The sequence below is a fragment of the Catenovulum agarivorans YM01 genome (genome assembly GCF_000281085.1).
GTDB lineage: Bacteria > Pseudomonadota > Gammaproteobacteria > Enterobacterales > Alteromonadaceae > Catenovulum > Catenovulum agarivorans.
The window spans coordinates 59,428-83,438 of record NZ_JH767538.1; the positions used below are offsets into that span (position 1 = coordinate 59,428).

Sequence of the window (24,011 nt, forward strand, 5' to 3'; positions counted from 1 at the left end):
TTTTACTAAGCTGTATGGATGTTTAACGAGTTAATTTAAAGTTTTATAGCACAACAAAGTCATCCTTAAGAATGACAACGTTGTAAAAATAAATTAAAGAGGCTAGTAAAATGCTTAACAAATTTAAACTTAACAAGATAGTACAACAGTGCACATTATTGTCTGGGGTGGCAATTTTATCTGCATGCGGCACAGGCACTGCCGATCCGGGAGACAAAAGTGTCAATAATGACAATGTTGAAGTTGTTATTTTGCAAGAAGGGCAAACCGCAGACGATATCCTAAATCCGGGAGGCGACAACAACGGTGGCGATGATGGCGACGACGGTGGTGATGGTGGAAACGGCAGTGACATCGTTTTAACCGATACACCTGAAACAGAAGGCGCCAGCCTTTTTGTGCGTGCAAATGATGCAAACCAAAATATTGCTGGGTTTGAGTTTTGTTGTGGTGGTTACGACACATATCAAGAACACGAGTTTACCAATGCTACCGGCGATTTTATTCAATTAGATGGTGGTTTTTGGGGCGCAGATGTAGCCGGGCATATTGGCGAAAGGGTATTTTCTAGTTATGGTGATGGATACGACAACGATGATGACACCTCAGCCGCGCAAGTGGGGCCAAGTGCAACAGGGAGCATTCGCTCACCAGAATTTAGTATAGAGAAAAAATATATTAACTTTTTAGTCGGTGGTGGTAGCAATCAATATGGTACTGCCAATGCAACGAGTGTTTTATTGGTTGTTGATCAACAAGTTGTCAGAAGTGCCAGCGGTAATAATCAACACAATAGAATAGATTGGCAGACTTGGGACGTTACTGACTACCAAGGTAAAACCGCATGGATCGAATTTGTTGATATGCATATAGACGACCGTTCTGATGCTGCATTAGCTTATATTCTAGCGGATGAATTTAGAGCAGCAGATAAAGCTGCAGTGCGACCTTCGGCGAATAATATAGTTAAAACCTCAGCCACGTTAACCAGTGCTCCGGCAACAACGGGCGAAGCTGCATTTGTTCGTCAAACGGATGTAAACCAAAATATAGCGGGTTTTGAGTTTTGTTGTGGTCAATTTAATAGTTATCAAAACCATAGTTTCCGTGCTACTGGCGATATGATTAAACTCGATGGTGGCTGGTGGGCTGCAGATGTTACCAACCATGTTGGTGAACGTGCTTTTTCTAGCCGAACAGATGCTTTTGAAGCAGATGGAACCAATTTAGGTTGGCTGGGTGATGCTGCAACAGGCTCTGTGATCACGCCTGAGTTTGTCATTAATAAAAATTATATTAATTTTTTAATTGGTGGCGGTACTAACCAATATACGTCGGACAAAGCAACAGCCGTTGTATTGCGAGTAAACGGCAAAATTGTTCGCCACGCAACTGGCAATGGTGAAGAGAATAAAGTTGATTGGCATAGCTGGGACGTAGCAGCACTCAATGGCCAACAAGCTGTAATTGAAATAATCGACCAGCATGATGCAGTCGAAGATGATGGTTCACTTGCATTTGTCTTAGTTGATGAAATTCGCCAAGCCGATAGAGCCGCGGCGCAACCTATTGCATCCGCAGTGGTTACCAGTGATTCTGGCCACAATCAAAACCTAGTATTAGATTTAGGCGATCCAAACCCGTTTTATGATAATGGTGAATACTATATTTATTATCTAGAAAACCTTGGTTTTCATTCTTGGGCAATGGCCAAAACTTCAGATTTAATAACATCGAGCTTCCCACAAACAGTATTGCCTGCTTCAGGTAATGCAAGCAAAGCAGATCAGTGGATTGGCTCAGGTAGTGTAATTAAAGCACAAGATGGCAGTTATCATATGTTTTACACAGGTCACAATCGTGATTTAACTCCGGTTGAAACTGTGATGCATGCTAAAGCGACCGATAACACCTTAACAAATTGGCAGCCAATACCAGCAGACACTTTTAGTGGCTCTGATGGTTATAGCGATTTTGATTTTAGAGATCCGTTAGTTTTTTGGAATGAAGCGGAAAGCAAGTATTGGATGTTAATCACCACGCGTTATCAAAACAAAGCAGCAATTGGTTTATATACATCAGAAAACCTAACAAGTTGGAGTGCGCAGCCGCCACTTTATACTGAAACTTCAAACCTAAATTTAGAAGTGGCTGATTATTTTGAGTTAGATGGCACACCATTTATTGTTTTTTCTGACCAACGTGACAATTCACGCCAAGTTAAAGTCTTAACCAAACAAAATGACGCTTGGGTATTGGCAAATAATAGCGCATTAGACGGCAGAGCTTATTATGCAGCGCGTACAGCTGGGCATGCAGAAGAACGATTATTATTTGGTTGGGTTGCGCATAACTTTGGTCGTAAAGACGGTGCAAATCCTGACTGGGGTGGCGACTTAATGGTTCACCAAGTTAAATTAAAAGACGGTGAACTGGCCGTTGAGCTACCGGAAAAATTACGTACAGGTTTAGCCAAAACAATGGTAACAGATTCTGTATTTAGTGAAGGTTCGGCCTCGGCAACCGCAACAGGTTTTGATTTACAAGCGCAAAGCTTAACCACGCTTGCAGCTTCAGATGTTAAAAATCGTTGGAGCTTTAAACTATCAAGCTCGAATGCAGATGCTAAGTTTGGTTTAGCGCTGGTCAAACCTTTAGCTGAAGGTGGTGATAAACGTGCGTATGTTGAATTAGATGCGGCAAACAATCAGGCAAAATTCTATTTTAATGCGGATGAAAACAATCAATTTAATCCTAAAGTCAGTTTGCCGTTAGACGCAGCCAGTGGCATTGATTGTGAGTTAATTGCTGACCCTGAAGCCGGTGTTGCTGCGCTATACTTAAATGGTTATAGAGCCTTGAGCTTCAGATTGTATGAACTTAAAGACTATCAAATTGGTTTTTATAGCACAGCCGATGGCGTTAGCGTTACCGATTTAAACCGATATTCACGTTAATTTAGTGCAAAAAGTTTTCTGATCCCCATGATCAGAATTGGCGCCACCAGTCAGTGCTGAGTCTGGTGGCGCTGCTTTCTTTACCTTTTTATTGAGTTGTATTGTTATGAAGCTTAGAAAATTAACTTGGTTAGTTGCACTGTCGATGACTGCGGGGTTAACCTCCTTACCCACGGCGGTTAACGCAAATCGAGCAGTTAAATTAACCACATCAAAACCTGAATACTTTCAACACCATAGATTACAATTTCACTTTTCCCCGCAACAAGGTTGGATGAACGACCCCAACGGCATGGTTTATCACAATGGTGAATACCATTTGTTTTTTCAACATTATCCAGATGGCACAAAGTGGGGGCCGATGCACTGGGGTCATGCGGTTTCTAAAGATTTAGTTCACTGGCAAGAATTACCCATAGCGTTATTTCCTGACGACAAAGGTTGGATATTTTCCGGCAGTGCAGTGGTAGATACACACAACACCTCAGGTTTAGGTACAGCAGAAAACCCACCGTTAGTTGCCATATTTACCTACCACAACAAAGTTGCCGAAGCTGCTAGAGCGGAAAACGTGCAAACACAAGCATTAGCCTACAGTTTAGACAATGGCCGCAGTTGGCAAAAATACGCGGGCAACCCAGTATTAGAAGGTGGCAAAATTGCCGATTTTCGTGACCCAAAAGTATTTTGGCATGACGAGTCAAACCAATGGGTAATGGCATTAGCCGTGCAAAACCGCATTGGCTTTTATGCATCAGCCAATTTAAAAAACTGGCACCACCTAAGTGATTTTGGCGCAGAATACGGCGCGCATGGTGGTTATTGGGAATGCCCAGATTTAATTAAAATGCAGGTTGAAGGTTCAACCGAAGAAAAATATGTGCTGTTAGTTAGCTTAAACCCAGGAGGGCCAAATGGTGGCTCGGGCACACAATATTTTGTTGGCGACTTTGACGGTAAAACCTTCAAAATGGACTCACAGTTTAAAGCTGAAGTAAGCAAAATTCCGGCTGTATTCCCGCAAGACTATATATTCGAAGACTTCGAAGGCAGTTTAGCTAAATGGCAAAAACAAGGTGACTCGTTTAAACAATCGCCTATTCGTGCAAGAGAAAACGAATTTATCGGCCGTTATGGTATGCAGCTTGCCAACTCGTTTAATACTGGCGATGCATCACGCGGCAAACTTATTAGCCAACCATTCAGTATAGAGAAAGCTTACATTAACTTTGTGATAGCTGGTGGTAAATATCCAAAAGATGCGGCCATGAACCTAATTGTTGACGATGAAATTATTGCATCAGCTACCGGCAAAAACTCAGGCAGTATGTCTATTGCCAGTTGGGACGTAAGCAAATGGCAAGGCAAACAAGCGCATTTAGAAATTGTCGACAACGCAATTGGCCCTTGGGGACATATTTCAGTAGACCAAATTGCATTTGCCGACGCGCCTGCAAAATCAGCAATAGAGCCAGCAGTATGGTTGGATTATGGCGCAGATAATTATGCCGGTGTAACTTGGTCGGGCATTGAAGATGGCCGCCACTTGTTTATAGGCTGGATGAATAACTGGGCATACGCCAACGAAGTACCAACCGACCAATGGCGCGGTGCAATGACAGTACCAAGAGAACTGAAACTGCATAAAACAGCCAAAGGTTACCGTGTAGCCTCAGTACCTACTGCAGAATTAGACGCCTTGCAACAAAACACTGCTAAAGGTAGTAACTTAGCAGTAAAACAAACAGTTAGCTTAGACAAAAAAGCAAAACTGACCACTGAGTTGGCCGATATTTCGCTTGAAGTAGATATGCAACAAGCGAGCGAGTTTACCATAGTGTTAGCCAATAATTTAAACGAACAAGCAGTTATTAGTTTAAACAAAGCAACAGGTTTGCTGTCGGTAGACAGAACCCAAGCAGGGCAGCAAAGGTTTGATGAAGACTTTCCTATGGTACAAACCGCACCAATTGAAACTAAACAACAATACTCAGTGCGCATAGTGCAAGACGTTGGTTCAATTGAAGTATTTGTGGATGACGGTAAAGCAACCATTACCTCGTTGGTTTTTCCAAACAAACCATTTGAGCAAATTCAATTGCAATCTGATAAAAGCAGCTTAGTAACAAGCTGGCAAATTAGTCAGTTAAAGTCTATTTGGTAGTTCCTCTATAAAAAATACCTATTTGGCGCAGTTGTGAAGATTGCGCTGAATGGGGTTTTTCCTTCAATTCTTAGTTCTTCTGAAAATTACTAAGCTGAAGTTTTTAGTATTAAAAAATCATTATGTTAACTAAGCTTGTTCGCTCAGTTCGCCCCTTACTTTCCTTGTGAAAAATAAAGTTGCAATCGGAGGCCCAATTGGCTTAAATTGATGGAACTCAACGCGTAAATAGGCTTTTGATGGATTTATGAAATGCAAATGACAAGGAAAGAATCTGGTAGACCAATTAGGCTTGAAAAAGCAAATTCCTATAGCATAACTCAAACCAAAGAACAGCTCCGTTTGCCCCTTCACAAAATGATTCATTCACGCAAAATACGTGTGAATGAATACTAAAACGTTATGCATAAAAACGAATCAATATGAGTATGGACGTTTCTACAATACTGGCAGACCTGATATCAGAGTCTTATAAACGAAATCCTAAGCTTACGATCTTCGGTATATTTTTCAGCATTACCCTTGTAGTTGTAGCTGTTTCCACCACTGAATACTTAAAAGATCGTGATTTTAAGAAAAATGCTCCAAAAGATGTTGTGGTTCAAATTCAAGAGCTGGAAAAGCTAGACGAAGGCTTAACTAAGCTATCAGCATTTATACAGCTTCAAAAACAACAGCTGAACGAGAAGCAGGCTGTAATTTCTTCGCTTGAGAAAAAACGCTCTGAACTTGAGCCTATCGTTAATTCTCAATCAGAGGTAGTCGAAGCTATTTTCAAGGTTCAGGAGCAGCGGGCTCAACAAAATAAGTGGCTTGATTTAGGTATTGGTTTTGCTCTTGGTATCTTAGGCTCACTTATCGCATCAGTAATTTTTAAACTCATTGATCGTAGGCGCGGCAATATATGACATGCGCAGGCTGTCGGAACGTCTTTCCGCTGTGTTCCAAATTTGCCGCAGAGTGCGGTGTTAGGCTATTCATCGGCCAAGGGGTATAGATGGGCATTGAAAATGAATTAGCAGAATTTCTAGAAAGCAGCATCAAGAATGGAGCCAATAAGGCAAGGGATGTTGAAATTGTCAAATTTTACTATGGCCTAAATGAATCGCCTTGGCCTACATTAGAGGAAACTGCAAACCGGTTTGGTGTTGGTAGCAGAGAAAGAATTAGGCAACTGCTTAATTCCAAGTTCAGAGACAATGCCACCAAACATTCTATTCCTTCTTTAAATGATTTTGTTCAAATTTTGCAGTCCAAAGCGTTCTGGCTTTTCTCAGATCTTGAAAAGGAAATATATCAAGCTGAACTAATCGATAGGGGGCGTCATTTAAAGGGGATCTTTAATCTAATTGATGATGTAAACCTTGATTGTGATTTTGACTTTTACACTCCAGAATTAAAGCCCGCCACGAGAAACTCGATTGAAACCAACAAAAATTTGTTCTTAATTAGGGATTCCATTGTTAAGGATATTCGGAAGTTGCTTAAAAAAGCACAAGGTTTACCTGGTCGTTGTGGTATTGCGAACTTAAATTATTTAAGAGATGAGCTTGGTCAATATTATTCGCTCATTGCATTATTAAGAGATGAGCTTGGTCAATATTATTCGCTCATTGCATTATTAATTGAAAGCTCGCCTACGTCTTGGGTTCGTGTAATTAGCGATGACTACTGGTATATTTTTGAGAACAGAGATAACACTATTATCAACTATAGCGAAAAAGTTTTTGGGATTATTGAATATTGCAACCCAACTAGGCTGGCTGAAACGTATAGAAATGCCCTTGATGGTAGGAGCTACAAGTATCCGTACCCACCCGCGGAAATTATTGAGGAATACTTAAGAAGTTCTGTATACATGGTTAACACAGATCTTGGATTAAAATTTATAGGCGAAACCACAACGCTTAATAAAATAGAAGAGGATTTGATATCTTTTTTTAACTATGGGCAAAGCGCATCATTTCCAGAGCTCGATAAATACTTAGATAATAAAAATTATGGAAGACCACATATACTAAAAACGACAAATTTTTCACCTTTAGTATATGTAGATAAGACTAAAGGTCGAAGGCATCATGTATACAGCCTTATTGGTAATAGAGGTGCCGTACAGGGTGATGATTTAGATATTGATGCCTATGAAAGTTATCTTCGTAGACTAAGAAAGCTTTTAGAATCAGGGACGGATGAAACAAGAGAACAAATAGCAAGAAGAGAACAGCACATATTACAAGAGTGGCTATTTAAAGATAAAACGCATGAAAACTGCGCTATTTGCGGATTAGAGTTCAGCGTAAATACATTAGTCGCCGCTCATAAAAAGCTGAGAACAGATTGTAATGATGCAGAACGACTAGACCCGTATATTGTAATGCCGGTGTGTTTGATGGGGTGTGATTATCTTTATGAAAATATGTATGTCTATATCTCGGGTGCTGAGATAAAGCGTGGACTGTCTTTTCCGAATGCAAGTGCTGAATCTAGCGTTATTGAAAAACTTGTTGGTCGGACAGTTGATTCAAAATGGCTATTAGGCAATCAGTCATATTTTCGTTCGCCTAACAAAGCATTGCGGCGCATGAACCGATGAAGGAGGCGTAAAACTTGTTGTTTCGTATTTTGATTAAGTCCGCTAAACTAGTTAGCCGATGCATAATACCCTACAGCTAAGCTTCTGCCTCTGCAACACAAACACCAAACCAAACACCACTAGGTAGCCAAAACCGACTACCTAGTTTATTTATCACCTAATCTACAAACCAATTCGAACCATTTCTTTTACTTCAAACATTCCTTTTATTGCTTCAAGGCCAACTTGGTAATCTTTGAGTTGGTATAACCTAAAGCTTAGGGCTTTGTCTTGGTTGATATAGAGCGAGCCAACGCCCGATTGCGGATCAGAATACAGTTGTAGTTGTATATCTTTTTTCGGGTCAAGTTGTACTGCAACTTCAGCAATCATATTTTGCTGGCCATTAATCTCTTGCAACAACATCGCTTTATTTTGGGCGCTGTTAAGCAGTATTTTGTACTGAACAGAGTGTTTATCGCTGCTTAGTAGCACTGCCAATTTTGCATTGGTGTTTTTGCTGACTACCGACAGTTCAATCAAGTTTTTATTGCTGGCTGCAGGTAACAAAAATTGTCCTTTCGGCAGCACAAGTAACGCTGAGTTTGCGAAACGACCCTTATTAAAACTGCGTACACCTTTATTTGCTTGTAGGTTATCTACTGGCATTTGTTGGCTCATTTGCTGTTTTAATTTTTCCGGAAATTTAACTGCTAACTCGCCAGTTGGTTTTTTGTGCAATTGGTGCATCAGTAAATCGCCACCCCAGTTTGGCGCAGCACCATCGTTGCGGCCATCTGTGTGCGGCACCCAACCAAATAATAAACGCTCATTTTCTGGCCCAGCTGAGCGTGCAGCATAAAAGTATCTGCCGTCTAGCGCATCAAAACTTGGTTTAATCCACTGATTATCTTGGTTAATTAAATATTTAACTACGGGCGATTCGCTGCGTTGGTCGGAATACACAATAAAAGGTGTTTCGGTTAATTTAAAATACTCAGGCACTTCTAAATTTAATGGCGAACTTTCGCTATATAGCGGTGCTTGCGCAGTCCAGTCGGCTAAGTCGGTAGATGTATACAAACCAATAGCCGCTTGGTTGTTGTAGCGTGTGGTAATTAGCATCCAATAGCGTTGCTCGTCTTCATTCCAAAATACAAATGGGTCACGAAAATCATAATCGCTATAGCCGTTGTTACCGCTAAAAGTATGCTGGCCAATGGTTTGCCAATTTTTTAAGGTATTGTCTGTGGCAACAGCATGCATTACCGCTTCAACAGGGAAGTGGTTTTTATTGTGGCCGGTATAAAATAAATGATATTGACCGTTTTGGTCTTTCATTACACTGCCTGAGCCAGTCCATTGGTCTTGCGCTGTATGGTCGCCCGATGCGGCTAACACTTCTTCAGTAAAAGTGCCGGCTAATAAATCATCTGTTTTAGATAAATACCAAGAATGATAGCCCGAGTTTTGTAAGTAGTAGATATAAAACTCGCCGTTTTCATAATATGGGTTTGCATCACCCATATTCAGTTGCAGTGGCACTTTATGGCCTTCAACTTGGCTGACAATTGATGAGGTAAGTGGCGTGGCCGCTGCTTTATCTGCTTGGCGAATTTCATCGACTAAAATAAACGGCAAACTGCCATCGTTAACTGTATTGTCGTGTTGGTCGATAATTTCAATTACCGCTTGTTGGCCGACTAATCCGCTGGTATCCCAACTCGTCCAGGCAAGCTCTGTTGCTAAGCCGTTGCCAGTTGCATGGCGAACAATTTTGCCGTTAACGCGTAAAACAATTGCAGTTGGGTTAGCTGTGTCAAACTGATTGGTGCCGCCGCCTGTTAATAAATTAATGTAAGCTTGGGTGATGGTAAATTCAGGCGAAATTAACTGGCCGGTTGCTTCACCACCGTACCAACGGCCAGTCGCGTCTGTACTGTTCGCATAACCTTGGCCGTAACTGGCAAAAATACGATCACCGACGTGGTTAGTTATGTCAGCCGCCCATAGTCCACCGTCAAACCGGATAAAATCACCAGTCGCACGAAAGTTATGTTGATGGTAAGCATCATAACCACCACAACAAAATTCAAAGCCTGCAATATGTTGTTGCGGGTAGTTTAAACGCGAAAATGCCGCTTCGCCAGCAAGTTCTGGTGATTCAATTATTTGCGCCGCAGCTAGGTTAACCACACTGTCTGCAATTGGGGTAACAACTGGGCTATCAGCGGCACGAAAGTGATCTGCTAATAGAAATGGTAGACTACTGTCTGATTTATCATCTGGGTGGAAATCTATAAATCTGAGCTGCGCTGTTTTACCCAGAAGCTCACTAACATTCCAACTAGCCCAGTTCAGTTTATTTGTTTGGTTATTGCCGCTGGCGTGTCGCACTATTTGGCCATCAACCATTAGTACAACTGAAGTTGCGTTGGCCGAGTCAAAGCGGTTGCTGCCACCGCCAACTAAAAAATTAATAAAATTATGCTTAATCGTAAATGTTGGGCTGTCTATTGTGCCGGTTGCTTCGCCGCCGAGTTGGGCGATATTACCTAATTCGTCAATTGCACCGTCGCCGTAACTTGAAAATACTCGCTGGCCAATTGCGCCGTTTATTTCGGCTGCCCAAAAACCACCGTCTAGTTTATTAAAATCGCCAGTTGCATTGGTAAATCCGTGAGCTGTGTATGTGCCAGCACCTGCGCAACAAAATTCGAAATCAGCTAAATGGTCTGGGCTAAAAAGCGCCACGCCTGAATAAGCGGGGTTAACCCAATTTGCGATTGAAGGTTGGGTGGCTGCCACATCATCGGCTCTAAATTCATCTGCCAATAAATAGGGCAGGGAAGTGTCTGAGCCATCTGCCGGGTGCATATCTAAAAATAAAACATAAGCTGTGCTGCCAATAAATTCGCTTACATGCCAAGTTTGCCAGTTTAGTTGATTGGCAATGTTTTGCCCGCTGGCATGGCGTACCCATTCACCATTTACAACTAACACCACCGATGTGGCATTGATATGGTCAAAGCGGTTGTTGCCACCGCCTATTTTAAAGTTTATGTAGTTGTGCTCTATGTTAAATTCTGGGCTTCGTATTGAGCCAGTGGCGTGCCAACCAATATGTTCGGCGCTGTTGTCCCAACTGCCGTCAAAACCGTCGCCATAACTGGCAAAAGCGCGCTCACCAATAGCACCAACTATATCAGCCGCCCATTGGCCGCCATCTAGTTTAATAAAGTCGCCGCTGGCTTGCGTAAAACCATGTTGCTGGTAAGAGTTAAATCCCCCGCAACAAAATTCAAAGCCTGCGATGTTTTGCCAAGGTGCAGATGGCCTAATAAATAAGTTATAGCCCGATTGCTCTGGGTTTTCAGTTATGGGTACGTCAGCAATGGCTAAATTTGTATACAAGCTACTGCCAAATAGAATGCCCATTAATAAGTGTGTGTTGTTTTTTATCATGGTTATTTCCGGTTTGTAGTTGCAGGAATTAGGTGTACAAATCACCTAATTCCTGTTTGAAGGGTTATTCGCTATAACGTGTTAAGCCTGAAGCTGTTGTTGCACTATTTTCGCTAAATAGACCTATTTGATATTCAGCTAAATCGTATAAACGGAAGCTCAATGCTCGGTAGTGGTTTAGGTAGATTGCGCCTACACCCGATTGAGGATTTAGCCATAAATCAACATGCACACCTGATTGCATGTCTAAATTAATATCTATGCTTGGGTTAGTGCTATTTTCTTCGTCACCGTCAAAATAGAACTTGGCATTGCCATTCGTTGGGTCGAGTTTTAAATACGCGAGTTTGTCAGCTTGGCCTGCTACAGGCATTCTAAATTGAATACCGGTAACCGCGCTGGCAGATGCACTTGATATATTAAACTGCAGTCGATTAACTTGGCTGCTTGCTGGCAAAGCAAATGCACTATTGGCCTGTAAGCTTGCGCTATTTGTTTGTAGTTGCACACTGCCTTGCGTCCAAGTTGGGCTGATAGGCATAGCTGAGTTTAGTTGGCTAATTACTTTATCTGGCATTTTTACTGCAAGTTCACCACTTAGGTGTTTATGCAATTGATGCACAAGTAAATCACCACCCCAGCTTGGCGCTGCACCATCATTGCGGCCGTCTGTGTGTGGTACCCAACCAAACAATAGGCGCTCATTTTCTGGCCCAGCTGAGCGTGCAGCATAAAAATATCGGCCATCAAGTGCATCAAAGTTTGGTTTAACCCATTGGTTATTTTGCTTAACTAAATATTTAACCACTGGTGACTCATTGCGTTGGTCGGAATAAACAATAAAAGGCGTATCGGCAAATTCAAAATACTCTGGTACTTCTAAATTTAATGGCGAAGTTTCTGCGTATAGTGGCGGCTGTGCCGTCCAGTTGGCTAAATCGGTTGAGGTATATAAACCAATAGCCGCTTGATTGTTGTAGCGTGAAGTTAGTAACATCCAATAACGCTGTTCATCTTCATGCCAAAATACAAATGGGTCACGAAAATCATAGTCGCTATAGCCGTTGCTACCTGTGAAAGTGTGCTCGTTAATGGTTTGCCAATTTTTTAAGGTATTGTCGGTTGCTACTGCATGCATTACCGCTTCAACTGGATAATGGTCTTTATTGTGGCCGGTATAAAATAAGTGGTATTGACCGCTTTGGTCTTTCATTACACTACCTGAGCCAATCCATCTATCTTGTGCGTTAACGTCGCCAGATGCTGGGATAATTTCTTCGGAGAAAGTGCCGGTTAACAAATCATCTGTTTTAGATAAATACCAAGAGTGATAAGCCGAATTTTGTAGATAGTAGATATAAAACTCGCCGTTTTCGTAATATGGGTTTGCATCACCCATATTGAGTTGCAATGCCACTTTATGGCCGTCAACTTGGCTGACGATAGATGAGGTAAGTGGCGTAACTGCCGCTTTATCCGCTTGGCGAATTTCATCTACTAGAATGAACGGTAAGCTGCCATCGCTAACTGAATTGTCGTGTTGGTCGATAATTTCTATTACAGCTTGTTGGCCGACTAATGAGCTGGTATCCCAAGACGTCCAAGTAAGTTCTGTTTCTGAGCCGTTACCAGTTGCATGGCGAACAACTTTGCCGTTTACACGTAAAACAATTGCAGTTGCGTTGGCTGTATCAAAGGTATTGGTGCCACCTGCGGTTAACAAATTAATGTAAGGCTGTGTGATGGTAAATTCAGGCGATAGTAATCGCCCAGTTGCTTCCCAACCATACCAGCTGCCAGTTGTGTCGGCATAATTTGCATAACCTTGGCCGTAGCTGGCAAAAACGCGATCACCCACATAGTTGGCTAAGCCGCTCGCCCATTGGCCACCGCTAAACCGAACAAAATCACCATAGGCTAAAAAGTTAAATGCATGATAGGTGTCGTAGTTGAAACAACAGTTCTCAAAACCTGCAATGTGTGTTGTTGGAAACTTACTTGAACTAAAGGCTGCTTGACCTTCTGTTGCTGGTGAACTGGTTATTGGCGCCGCTGAATAATCAATTTCGCCTGCAATATTTTGTGTTGCAGGAATATCTGATGCACGGAACTGATCAGCAAGTAGATACGGCGTTGCTGCGTCTGAATTGTCGGCTACATGGTAGTCTAACAAACGTATTTGTGCAGTTTGGCCGATAAATTCTTCGACATCCCAGCTATGCCAACTTAAGTCTGTTGAGTTGTTGCCACTGGCCTGACGAACAATTTGATTGTTTATTATTAGCAGCGCGGCTGTTGCGTTAGCTGCGTCAAACAGCTGGTTGCCACCGCCTAATAAAAAATTAATGTAAGATTTGCTGATCACAAATTCAGGAGAATCTAAGCTGCCAGTTGCTTGCTCGCCGATAGGTTCTAAGCTGGTGTCGTTGATATCTTGGTAGCCATCACCTGCGCTAGAAAATACTCTGTCACCAATTGCGCCGCTGTAGTTTGCCGCCCATTGACCACCATCTAATTTAGCTAAATCACTTACAACGTTGTCAAAATTGTGTTGAGAAAAACTAGCATAACCTGCGCAGCAAAACTCAAATCCAGCAATGTCTTGTGATGGATTACTTGCATTAATAAACAAAGGTTCACCAACTAGCTCTGGTTGAACATAATCGCTGGTTGTAGGCATTGCTGCTGCGAGATTAGCAGCTCTAAATTCATCCGCTAATAAGTAGGGCAGAGCACTATCTATGCCGTTATCTGAGTGATTGTCGATTAAACGAATGCTTGCCGTTTGGCCTTGTAAATCGCTAACATCCCAACTGTGCCAAGCCAGCGTATTATCAAGGTTTTTTCCGGTCGCATGGCGCACAACTTGGCCGTTAATCAATAATACCGCAGCTGTTGCATTGGCTGAGGTGTACTTGTTGTTACCGCCACCAATTTTAAAATTAATGTAGTTAGTATTTATGCTGAACGTTGGGCTATCTATACTGCCGGTTGCATCGTAGCCAAAGTAACTGCTGCTGCCGCCTTCAGATGTATAGCCTAAACCAAAGCTGGCAAATAGACGATCGCCCACCACGCCTGCAAAATTGTCTTTCCAGTGGCCACCATCTAAATACAATAGAGCGCTAGTTGCGTTGCTAAATGAATGTTCTTGATAGGTATTGTATTGGCCGCAGCAAAATTCGAATCCGGCTATATTTTGTGTTGGTGTATTGCTGTTGGTAAAGAGTGCAGAACCTTCTGTTTCTGGTTGTTGAGTAAGTTGTGGTGCCGCAATAGTGCTGTGTGTTCCTGCTAGTAATAGCGTTAGAAGTCCCGTTCTCGCTAGATATTTTGTGTGTATTGGTTTCATTTTAGACTCTCTAATTAAATCTGTGCCAATTACATCTAGGCGTAATCAATAGTTTATTTTTTGTAAAGCTTAATTTTCTACTTCCTCCTTTGCTATTTTTAGCTATTTATTTACAACGTTGTCAAAAAATATATACCAAAAACATTTTTTTAACAATGGCCAAAATTGAAATATTCGTAATTAATAAAATTTGCCATCTACAGATGAATTAAATAGTAAATGCAATGAGTCCATTAGGCTTTAACACCAGTTTTTACAGGGTCTTAATACATTAAGTTTGGCGACCCCATATTTATAATTTATTAAGTGTTTAATTATTTGGATAAAAAATTATGTGTTGATTTTATTTTAAAAATATACTTTAATTTAACTTAAACGATTAAGATGAGTTTTTAATTAGAGTTTTTAACTAACCTGAGATCCCTATGAAAAATAATGTGCAACTAATTACCTATGCCGACAGACTTTCCGGCAGCGACTTAAAAGGACTAAATTCGTTATTAACCAATCAATTTGAATCGCTGTTTGCTGGCGTGCATTTGTTACCATTTTATTATCCAATTGACGGTAGTGACGCTGGCTTTGATCCAATTGATCACACACAAGTAGACAGTCGTTTAGGTAACTGGAGTGACATTGCCAACATAGGTGACAGTTTTGACACTATGGCTGATTTAATTGTTAATCATATGTCAGCTCAATCAGAAGCTTTCCAAGATGTGTTAAAAAACGGTCGTAATTCAAAATATTGGGACTTGTTCTTAACCAAAGATAAAGTTTTTCCGAATGGTTTGTCTGATGAAGACAGAGCAAAAATATACCGTCCACGCCCTGGTAGTTGTTTCACTGAATATACTTTGGCGGATGGCACAACTTGTGAATTTTGGACCACTTTTACCTCCAATCAAATTGACATTGATGTGCATTCAGCTGCAGGGAAACAGTATTTAACGGATATTTTAACTAAGTTTGCTGAGAATAACGTCAATATCATTCGTTTAGATGCTGCGGGTTACGCAATTAAAAAAGCTGGTTCTAGCTGCTTTATGCTTGAGGAGACTTTTGAGTTTATTAACCAATTGGCTAAACAGGCAAGTGAACTCGGCATACAGACTTTGGTTGAGATCCATTCTTACTATAAAACACAAATTGAAATTGCAGAAAAAGTAGACCGCGTATATGACTTTGCATTGCCACCTTTGGTGTTGCACAGCATATTCAGCAAAGATTTTTCTGCGTTGGTCAAATGGTTAAAAGTTTCACCAAGAAACTGTATTACAGTGTTAGACACACATGATGGCATTGGCATTATTGATGTTGGCCCTATGGCGGGCAAAGCTGGCTTATTGAATGAAAATGAAATTGATCAGCTGGTTGAAAAAATTCATAACAATAGCCAAGGTCAAAGTCGATTAGCTACGGGCGCGGCCGCCAGCAATGTCGATTTATACCAAGTAAATTGTACTTATTACGACGCACTCGCGCAGAATAACTTTGATTATTTACTTGCACGAGCTATCCAGTTTTTTGCACCTGGTACACCACAAGTTTATTACACAGGCTTGTTGTGCCATGAAAATGATATGGCTTTATTGGAAAAAAGCAAAGTTGGTCGGGATATTAATCGCCCATATTTAAATACAGCTAAAGTTGATAGTTTAGTTAACAAAAACATTACTCAAGCTTTGTTTAAGTTAATTAAAATTCGAAACAACAGTGAAGCATTTAATGGTGAGTTTGTGATGCAAGCTGATAAATCTAAACTGCAAATGTGTTGGACAAAAGAGCATGCCAAAGCTGAACTAACGGTTGACTTAACCGACAACAGTGCTGCGATTTTCTTGTCTGATATTGGCAAAGAAGAAGTATTTGATTTACAGCAAATACTAAATCAATAACTTTTTTATTGCGCTTAAATAAACCACAGCTAAAGCTTAAATAACTTTAGCTGTTTGCTTTAACCTTCATACTAGTTCGCTACAATTTAATTGTTTATCTATTGGTGACAACGTTGTTTATCTTGTTTATACTCATTGAACAATTTTTTAACAAGTGCATGAAAGGTGGGTATACAATGGGTTATAAAAAGTTAACTAATCATTTTTTGCTGATAGTCGGCTTATGTATTTTGGCATATAGCCAAAAGTCGTTAGCAAATTTAACCGTTGGCGTGGCGATCAACGACCTGAGTAATCCATTTTTTTTGCAGATAGTTAAAGGTGCTAAGCGCAAGGCGGATGAATTAACCAATGGCACGGCAAATATATTGGTGGTTGCAAGCGACTATTCGTTAGATAGACAACGTTGGCAGTTAGCACAGTTAGTTGAACGCAACGCAGATATTGTGGTGATAACCGCCGCAGATCAGCAAGCTTTAGCACCTGATATAAAACAAGCAATTAAACAAGGTACTCAAGTTATCGCGGTGGATGTTGCGGCTGAAGGGGTTGTAGCAACGGTCGCCACTGATAATGTTAAAGCCGGATTTCAGGCATGCAAACATCTAATTAGTCAACTTGGTGGTGTTGGCAAAATCGCGATAATTAATGGCCCAAATGTATCTGCTGTAGTTGATAGGGTAGAAGGATGTAAACAAGCTATTGCGCAAGCTAGCGGTATTCAGCTGTTACAAATAGAAGCGCAAGGTCAAGGCAGCCAAGCAGGTGGTGAACAAGCTATGAAAATAATTTTAGCTAGCTATCCTGATGTAAGTGGTGTGTTTGCAATTAACGACCCTAGTGCAATCGGTGCTGAGCTTGAAGCGCAGAATCGTGGTAAACGTAGTTTGGTGATCACATCGGTTGATGGTGCACCTATCATGCAGGATGCGTTAAAAAATGCCAATGCATTGGTCAGTGCTACTGCTGCTCAATACCCTGATTTAATGGCTGAAAAAGCCGTTGAGTTAGGTTATCAACTTAAACAGGGTAAAAAACTCTCACAGCAAATATTTTTAATAGACCCAAGTTTAGTTAATAAAAACAACCTGATGCAGTACAAAGGTTGGGCGGAGTAAAAACTATGACATTACAATTTAAAATCACCAGTGTTTTTAGTTTTTTAGCTTTGGTCATACTAGTGGTGATAGCCGCGGGTGTGCAAAATAGTCAAACGATTAGCAATAGATTTGATCAATTTTCCGAACACGCAACTGAGCTATTACTCAATTTAGCTGATATGCGTGAAACCTTTCAGCAGTTGGACAATAAGGTTTTACAACACTATCTTGCTCGCTCAACTCATCAACAAAACGGCTTAGAGCAGCAGCTCAAACAAGATGATACAAATTTGCAGCAGCTAACGCGCAAACTGCTAAATAAAGCTGAGTTGCTATTTACTAACAATGATATGCAGTTATCTGATGTTCAGCCAAATCTAAACGCGCAGCAAGCACTGATTTTAGTTAATCGACAAGCTTTATCTTTGGATGTGCAATTGCAAAACAAACAGGCAGATTTTTTACAACATTGGTTACAAGTGAATGAGCTGGTTGAGCTGAAGCTGAAAAACTTAAACAGCCAAAGTTTTATTTGGTTGTCGTCATTGATGGCGATTAAAGATGGTTTAGATCGCATTCGTGCCTTAACTGAAATGGTGGCGGTTACCCAAGATCCGGAAGTGTACCCGACACTGATACCAACGGCGTCAGATACAATGAAAACACTGCAAACCAATTTGGAGATTTTGACTTATCAGTCGATGTTTTCGGTCAGTGACTTGGCACTATTAATCAACAAGATGGAAAAATCTCTGCTGGCACAAGAGGGTATGTTGCCAATTGCGGTAGATTATTTAACTGTGCGTGACAAACAAGTTGCACAGCTTGAGCAATACCGTCAAGTGTGGCAAATGGATTTAGCTAAGATTGATAAATTTGCCGATTGGATTAACCAGCAAACTTCACAAAACGCACTGCAAAGTAAACAGCAAAACGCATCGGCCACCCAATGGTTGATTATTGCAGGGGGGATCTCTGTAATTGTTACGGCAATCATCAGTTTTGTTATGGTGATGGGGATACGCCGTCCAATTAAGCGCTTAACCAAATTTAGCCAAAAAGTCAGTAGTGGCGACTTAACGGAAAATATCTCAAAAACGTCAAGTGATGAGTTTGGCACCATAGGCAAAATGCTCAATAGCATTTCAGAACATTTAAATGCGTTGGTGGTGGAAGTTATTCATACCAGCCAAAGTGTTAATTCGGCGAGCGATAATTTGCTTAGCAATAACCAGCGCAGTTTAGACCGAGTTTTTAAAATTAGCAGTGATATTGAAACCTTGTCTGCCGCGTTACAAGAGCTTGGAACTTCGGCCGTGCATATTGAAGAGCGCACGATCAATACGCAAAAAGAAGTGGACAATATAGATAGACTGATAAAACAAAGCCGTGATTTATCTAAACAGAATGCAGACAAGTTAACCGAGCTAGGCATTCAAATGAAAGATGCTTCAAATATTGTGCGCTCACTGCGCCAAAGCAGTGAAGACATTAGCAGCATAGTCGCGATTATCCGCGCGGTAGCAGAGCAGACAAATCTACTTGCGTTAAATGCTGCGATAGAAGCGGCGAGAGCAGGTGAGAATGGTCGAGGGTTTGCTGTGGTTGCTGACGAAGTTCGTGAACTAGCGGCTCGAACACAAAGGTCAACTGAAGAAATAGAGAGTATTGTTAGTCGATTGCAAGGTGAAAGCCAAAAAGCGGAAAGTATGGTCGACATAGGTGCAGAAATTACCTTGGCCAGGATTGAGGATGCCAATGATCTGTCTAAGGACATGCGTTTAATTGGTGATGCCGCGGCGATTATTAAAGATATGAGCGCATCTATTTCGACGTCAGCAACAGAACAAGGCACTGTCATTCAGGATATTGCACAAAATATTGCAGCACTAGCGGAGCAGATTAACGACAATAAAGCTGAATTTAATGACAATGTAAAACAAACCGAAGACTTGGTTGAGAGAGCACATACTTTACGTGGTTTAACCGCTAAGTTTACCACCCGTTAATTGACGGAAGTTTGTGCTAGGTGTTGGTAAATGGCTTGGCAATTAGCTTCTGGCAGCTTTTGGATAAAGGCGTAATCGATAAAAATTGGTTTAAGGTATAAGCTAGAAAGTGTGGCTTTAGACTCAATATTACTGATGAGTTTAGCCGCACTAGCATAGCCAATTTGAAAGGCATTTTGGCTGATAAAGCCGAGCATTTTATTATCTGTTGTTGCTTTAATCAGTGCTGGGTGGCAATCAAAACCAACTTTAATATTGGATATTTCTGCGAGATCTTGATTAATGGCTAAACTGCCTAGCTCATTGGTAGCATATATCACTTGTGCTTTGCGAATTAACGCTTTTTCATGAAAGATGATTTCTCTAGCGGTGCCGACAGACCGACCAGAATGTAAGTGTTTGATATTAACTGAACTGAAGGTTTGTTTTAATTGATTGGTAAAACCAAGGGCGCGTTGATTTAAATGTGCTTCGGTTTGATTGTTGATTACAATGGCTAAATCAATCGTTTGTTGCGAAAGCTCGATAAGTTGTTTAGCTGCTAATTCGCCAGCAAAATAGTCGTTTGTTTTTACCACTGGCAGTTGGCTATGCTCGGGTTTACGATCAATCAGAATTATCGGTTTATCATAGTCTTGTATAAGTGCGTCAACAACTGATTTTTCATTTGGTGCGAGGATCAGGCCTTCGCACGCATAGTTTTTGAAAAAGTTAATAATGGACAGTTGTGCACTGGCAGTGGTGGACTCATAGGTTCCTCTTGATATGATCTGGTAACCATAATCGGATGCAGCTTGTTGCGCGCCTAAGGTTGTTGCACGCCAAAAGGTATGGCCACCACCTGCGGTTACCATAACTAAGCATTTACTCTGAATATTACACGAGAAGATAAGGGCACACACAGCGATTAAAACCGTGAAGTTTTTGGTCGAAGCTACTATCCTAGATGCAACAGAGAGTAGAGGTGACATGTGGTGGCCTGATAGTGTTTGAGCAAATATTACTCTAAATATTAGTTGATGGAATGTGTTTTTGTAAGTGCGTAAATAACGTTGTTTTTTCGCTTGATAACACTTGGTGGTAAATCTAAGGCAGTACTTTGACAAAACTAACATTAAAAAACATATCTAAGACCTATGCTTTGGGTGAAAACAGTACGATAAAAAATATCGACCTAGAAATAACATCTGGCGAGCTTATTGTTTTTATCGGCCCTTCTGGGTGTGGGAAAACCACTTTGTTACGGCTAATTGCAGGATTAGAGCCACTCAGTGACGGGGAACTGTGGTTTGGACAGACCTTGATGAACCAAGTTATTCCGAGCGAACGAAAAATCGGCATGGTTTTCCAAAATTATGCTTTATACCCGCAGATGACTGTTTTTGAAAATTTATCTTTCGGCTTAAAACAAAAGGGGATAAATAAAAAACTTATCGCCAACCGGGTAAACAAGGTTGCAAACAAACTTGAAATTGCACATATATTGCAGCAGAAACCTGCTAGTTTATCGGGTGGGCAGCAGCAAAGAGTCGCGATTGGCCGCTGTATAGTGCAGCGACCACAGTTATTTTTGTTGGATGAACCTTTAAGTAATTTAGATGCTGATTTAAGAAGCAAAACTCGAAAAGAGATCAAACAATTGCATCAGTCGCTGGGCACAACCATGATTTATGTTACACACGATCAGCAAGAAGCCATGACGCTCGGAGATAGAATTGCAGTATTTGCTCCGTTATCGCTCGCAACCGATAGCAATTTGCAACAGGTTGGTACGCCGCTTGAGTTATATAACCAGCCTTGTAATCGCTTTGTAGCGCAATTTTTGGGTCAACCTAAAATCAATATGCTAGCTGCATCGGTCACAGCCATATCTTCTGAAAACATCTCGATTAGATTAACTGCGAGTGAACAGTTGATAACATTAGCTGTTTGTTCCGTTAAGGAACAGCAAGAAGTTGAATTAGCCTTTCGCCCCGAGCATGTTCAACTTTCGCTTGAATCTTCGGCTAAAAGTTATTGTACACTTGAAGCTGAGCTGACTTCATATGAGCAGCTTGGCAGTGAATGTATATTATATTTTGACTATGCTGGCACACAAATTATTAGCAAAGTACAAAAACAGTTTGATGCTGAGGCACTAACGCCGGCAACTTGGTTATTGTATATAGAAACCAGACATTGCCACATTTTTGATAAGGCAAGCGGCAGCAGGTGTAATTAATTTTACGTCAGTATTAGATTAATTTTAATTTTTAATATCTAACTTGTTAAATAAGACAACGTTGTTATAATGGTTGGAGTGTAATTAAATTGAGAGTAAATGTATGCCAAAACTACTACTTTGGTCGATAACAGTCGCGGTAGCCGGGTTTTTATTCGGTTTTGATACTGCGGTTATTTCTGGTGCGGAACAAAAAATCCAAGCTTTGTGGAACTTATCTCCTATGCAGCATGGGTTACTGATTGTTTCTTCAGCGCTGTGGGGCACTGTAATTGGTGCTTTGTCAGGCAGTTATCCATGTGACAAATTTGGCCGTAAACCAACCCTTATTTTTATTGGTATTTTGTACGCCTTGTCTGCTTTCGGCTCTGCAATTGCGCAAGACCCTTATACATTTGCCATTTTGCGTTTTATCGGTGGGGTTGGTGTTGGTATATCGTCGGTTGCCGTACCTGCTTATATATCTGAGGTAGCACCTGCTAAACGCCGTGGCCAGTTAGTTGCTTTGTATCAATTCCAAATTGTTTTCGGCATTTTAGTGGCTATGTTGTCTAATTATTTTATCTCTGGTGTAGCCGACTGGGATTGGCGTTTAATGTTGGGTATAGAAACCTTACCCGCCTTGTTATACCTAATGTTTGTCAGTCGAGTACCAGAAAGTCCACGTTGGTTGGCGATTCATCGTGACGATATTAGTCAATGCCGCAAAATTCTCAATGAAATAGGCGAAGAGAATGTTGAGCAGATCATCAGCGAGATACAAGCATCAAAATCTACTAAAGCCGATTTAGCCAAAGCAAAAAATGCCTTGTCAGAGCTAGAGCATCACAATGTTGAACAAGAAGTTGAAGACATAGTTGAAGAAAAACAATCTGAGCCTAAAAAGTTATTTAGCTCAGTGTATCAATTACCCATTTTGTTGGCGTTTTTAATTGCCTTTTTTAACCAGCTATCTGGTATTAACTTTATTTTGTATTACGCGCCGCGAGTGTTTTCTATGGCAGGGTTAGACTCTAGCAGTGCATTATTGTCTTCAGCTGGCATAGGTTTAGTTAATCTCATATTTACTATGGCAGGTTTGTGGCTCATTGATAGAGCAGGGCGGAAAAGCTTAATGTATATAGGCTCATTAGGTTACATTATTTCGTTAGCTGTGGTGGCTTGGGCATTTGCCAACAACATAGGCGGTGCGGTTGTAGTATTTTTTGTCTTTATGTTTATTGCGTCGCACGCTATTGGTCAAGGTGCGGTTATTTGGGTGTTTATTTCAGAAATATTCCCGAATGCGGTACGAGCAAAAGGGCAAGCTTTGGGGTCAGGTACGCATTGGGTATTTGCTGCATTAATTAGTTTATTAATGCCAACAGCTCTGGCTGCATTTGAAGCATCTACAGTGTTCTACTTCTTTGCATTTATGATGTTGCTGCAGCTAGTTTGGGTGAAATTTATGATGCCTGAAACTAAAGGTAAGTCGTTAGAAGATTTAGCGCTTGAGTTAAAGCGCTAAATCGTTTCGATTAAAGCTTCTCAAACATTAAGTCCCATACGCCATGTCCAAGTCTATGACCGCGCTGCTCAAATTTAGTTAGCGGTCTATGCTCTGGGCGTGGCATATAATCACCGCTTGGTGATTGGTTTTTGTAGTTTGCTTGTGCCGACATCACTTCCAACATATGTTCTGCGTAATTTTCCCAGTCGGTCGCCATATGGAAAACCCCACCTGTTGTGAGTTTTTGCGCTAACAGTTGGGCAAATTCTGTTTGGACAATACGGCGTTTGTGGTGGCGTTTTTTATGCCAAGGATCAGGGAAAAACAATTGCACACAACTAAGAGAGTTGTCAGCAATACAGTCTTTTAAAATTGCGACTGCATCATGGTTGATTAAACGTAAGTTTTTTACACCTTCTGTGGTCGCATCTTTTAAACAGGCGCCAACACCCGGCAAGTGCACTTCAATACCAACAAAGTTTTTTTCTGGAGCATTTTTGGCCATTTCAACCAAGGATGCGCCCATGCCAAAACCAATTTCTAATACCACAGGGTTGTTATTGCCAAATATAACTTGCCAGTCAAACGCACCTTGTTCGTGAGTTAAGCCGTATTGATCCCAATATTCGTCTATTGCCGCTTGTTGGCCTTTGGTTAAACGCCCTTGGCGGGTTACAAAACTTTTAACTTCACGAATAAAACGGCCTTTTTCTTTGGCTTGTTCGAGTCTGTCTTGCGGCTGGTCGGTCATGGGATTCAGAACTTTTATTGGTTTAAATATCAA

Annotated in this window: 13 protein-coding genes; 9 read left to right on the top strand and 4 right to left on the bottom strand. The window is 41.1% G+C overall.

Going from position 1 to position 24,011, the window contains the following annotated elements; all coding sequences use genetic code 11:
* Positions 1-110: 110 nt before the first annotated feature.
* The 4 genes from WSC_RS0119070 (at position 111) to WSC_RS0119085 (ending at position 7,714) form a co-directional block, all read left to right on the top strand.
* Positions 111-2,957, top strand: a complete 2,847-nt coding sequence (locus WSC_RS0119070) for a glycoside hydrolase family protein (RefSeq protein WP_016957554.1) — start codon at positions 111-113, stop codon at positions 2,955-2,957.
* 106 nt (positions 2,958-3,063) lie between these two features.
* Positions 3,064-5,121 carry a glycoside hydrolase family 32 protein gene (locus tag WSC_RS0119075; RefSeq protein ID WP_237716338.1) on the top strand — a complete coding sequence of 686 codons (2,058 nt, stop codon included), beginning with the start codon at positions 3,064-3,066 and terminating at the stop codon, positions 5,119-5,121.
* 422 nt (positions 5,122-5,543) lie between these two features.
* The gene (locus WSC_RS0119080; protein WP_016957556.1) at positions 5,544-6,029 is read left to right on the top strand and encodes a hypothetical protein; all 486 of its coding nucleotides are present in this window, start codon (positions 5,544-5,546) and stop codon (positions 6,027-6,029) included.
* A gap of 89 nt (positions 6,030-6,118) precedes the next feature.
* Entirely contained in the window at positions 6,119-7,714 is a 1,596-nt protein-coding gene (locus tag WSC_RS0119085; RefSeq protein WP_016957557.1) for a hypothetical protein, read from the top strand.
* A 162-nt stretch (positions 7,715-7,876) separates the two neighbouring features.
* Here the strand turns inward: WSC_RS0119085 and WSC_RS0119090 are convergent, their stop codons facing one another.
* Both WSC_RS0119090 and WSC_RS0119095 read right to left on the bottom strand, forming a co-directional pair.
* On the bottom strand, positions 7,877-11,158 hold the full coding sequence (locus WSC_RS0119090; RefSeq protein ID WP_016957558.1) for a glycoside hydrolase family protein: 3,282 nt from the start codon (positions 11,156-11,158) through the stop codon (positions 7,877-7,879).
* Between the two features lie 64 nt (positions 11,159-11,222).
* Entirely contained in the window at positions 11,223-14,510 is a 3,288-nt protein-coding gene (locus WSC_RS0119095) for a glycoside hydrolase family protein (RefSeq protein WP_016957559.1), read from the bottom strand.
* A gap of 425 nt (positions 14,511-14,935) precedes the next feature.
* Here WSC_RS0119095 and gtfA point away from each other — a divergent pair, with 425 nt between their 5' ends.
* The 3 genes from gtfA to WSC_RS0119110 all read left to right on the top strand — a co-directional run bounded on the left by gtfA (position 14,936) and on the right by WSC_RS0119110 (position 19,517).
* The gene (gtfA, locus tag WSC_RS0119100) at positions 14,936-16,408 is read left to right on the top strand and encodes a sucrose phosphorylase (RefSeq protein WP_016957560.1); all 1,473 of its coding nucleotides are present in this window, start codon (positions 14,936-14,938) and stop codon (positions 16,406-16,408) included.
* Between the two features lie 176 nt (positions 16,409-16,584).
* Complete coding sequence (locus tag WSC_RS0119105) at positions 16,585-17,526, top strand: ABC transporter substrate-binding protein (RefSeq protein WP_016957561.1); 942 nt, start codon at positions 16,585-16,587, stop codon at positions 17,524-17,526.
* A 5-nt stretch (positions 17,527-17,531) separates the two neighbouring features.
* Positions 17,532-19,517: a methyl-accepting chemotaxis protein gene (locus WSC_RS0119110; RefSeq protein ID WP_016957562.1), complete on the top strand. Its 1,986-nt coding sequence runs from the start codon at positions 17,532-17,534 to the stop codon at positions 19,515-19,517.
* Here the strand turns inward: WSC_RS0119110 and WSC_RS0119115 are convergent.
* On the bottom strand, positions 19,514-20,488 hold the full coding sequence (locus WSC_RS0119115; RefSeq protein ID WP_157447357.1) for a substrate-binding domain-containing protein: 975 nt from the start codon (positions 20,486-20,488) through the stop codon (positions 19,514-19,516). The two genes, WSC_RS0119110 and WSC_RS0119115, sit on opposite strands and share 4 nt — an antisense overlap.
* A 128-nt stretch (positions 20,489-20,616) precedes the next feature.
* Here WSC_RS0119115 and WSC_RS0119120 point away from each other — a divergent pair, with 128 nt between their 5' ends.
* Positions 20,617-21,738, top strand: coding sequence for an ABC transporter ATP-binding protein (locus WSC_RS0119120; RefSeq protein ID WP_016957564.1), 1,122 nt, complete (start codon positions 20,617-20,619; stop codon positions 21,736-21,738).
* Between the two features lie 103 nt (positions 21,739-21,841).
* Positions 21,842-23,245, top strand: a complete 1,404-nt coding sequence (locus WSC_RS0119125; RefSeq protein ID WP_016957565.1) for a sugar porter family MFS transporter — start codon at positions 21,842-21,844, stop codon at positions 23,243-23,245.
* Positions 23,246-23,255: 10 nt separating this feature from the next.
* On the opposite strand, the gene trmB is transcribed toward WSC_RS0119125, so the two are convergent.
* Complete coding sequence (trmB, locus tag WSC_RS0119130; protein ID WP_016957566.1) at positions 23,256-23,978, bottom strand: tRNA (guanosine(46)-N7)-methyltransferase TrmB; 723 nt, start codon at positions 23,976-23,978, stop codon at positions 23,256-23,258.
* Positions 23,979-24,011 lie beyond the last annotated feature (33 nt).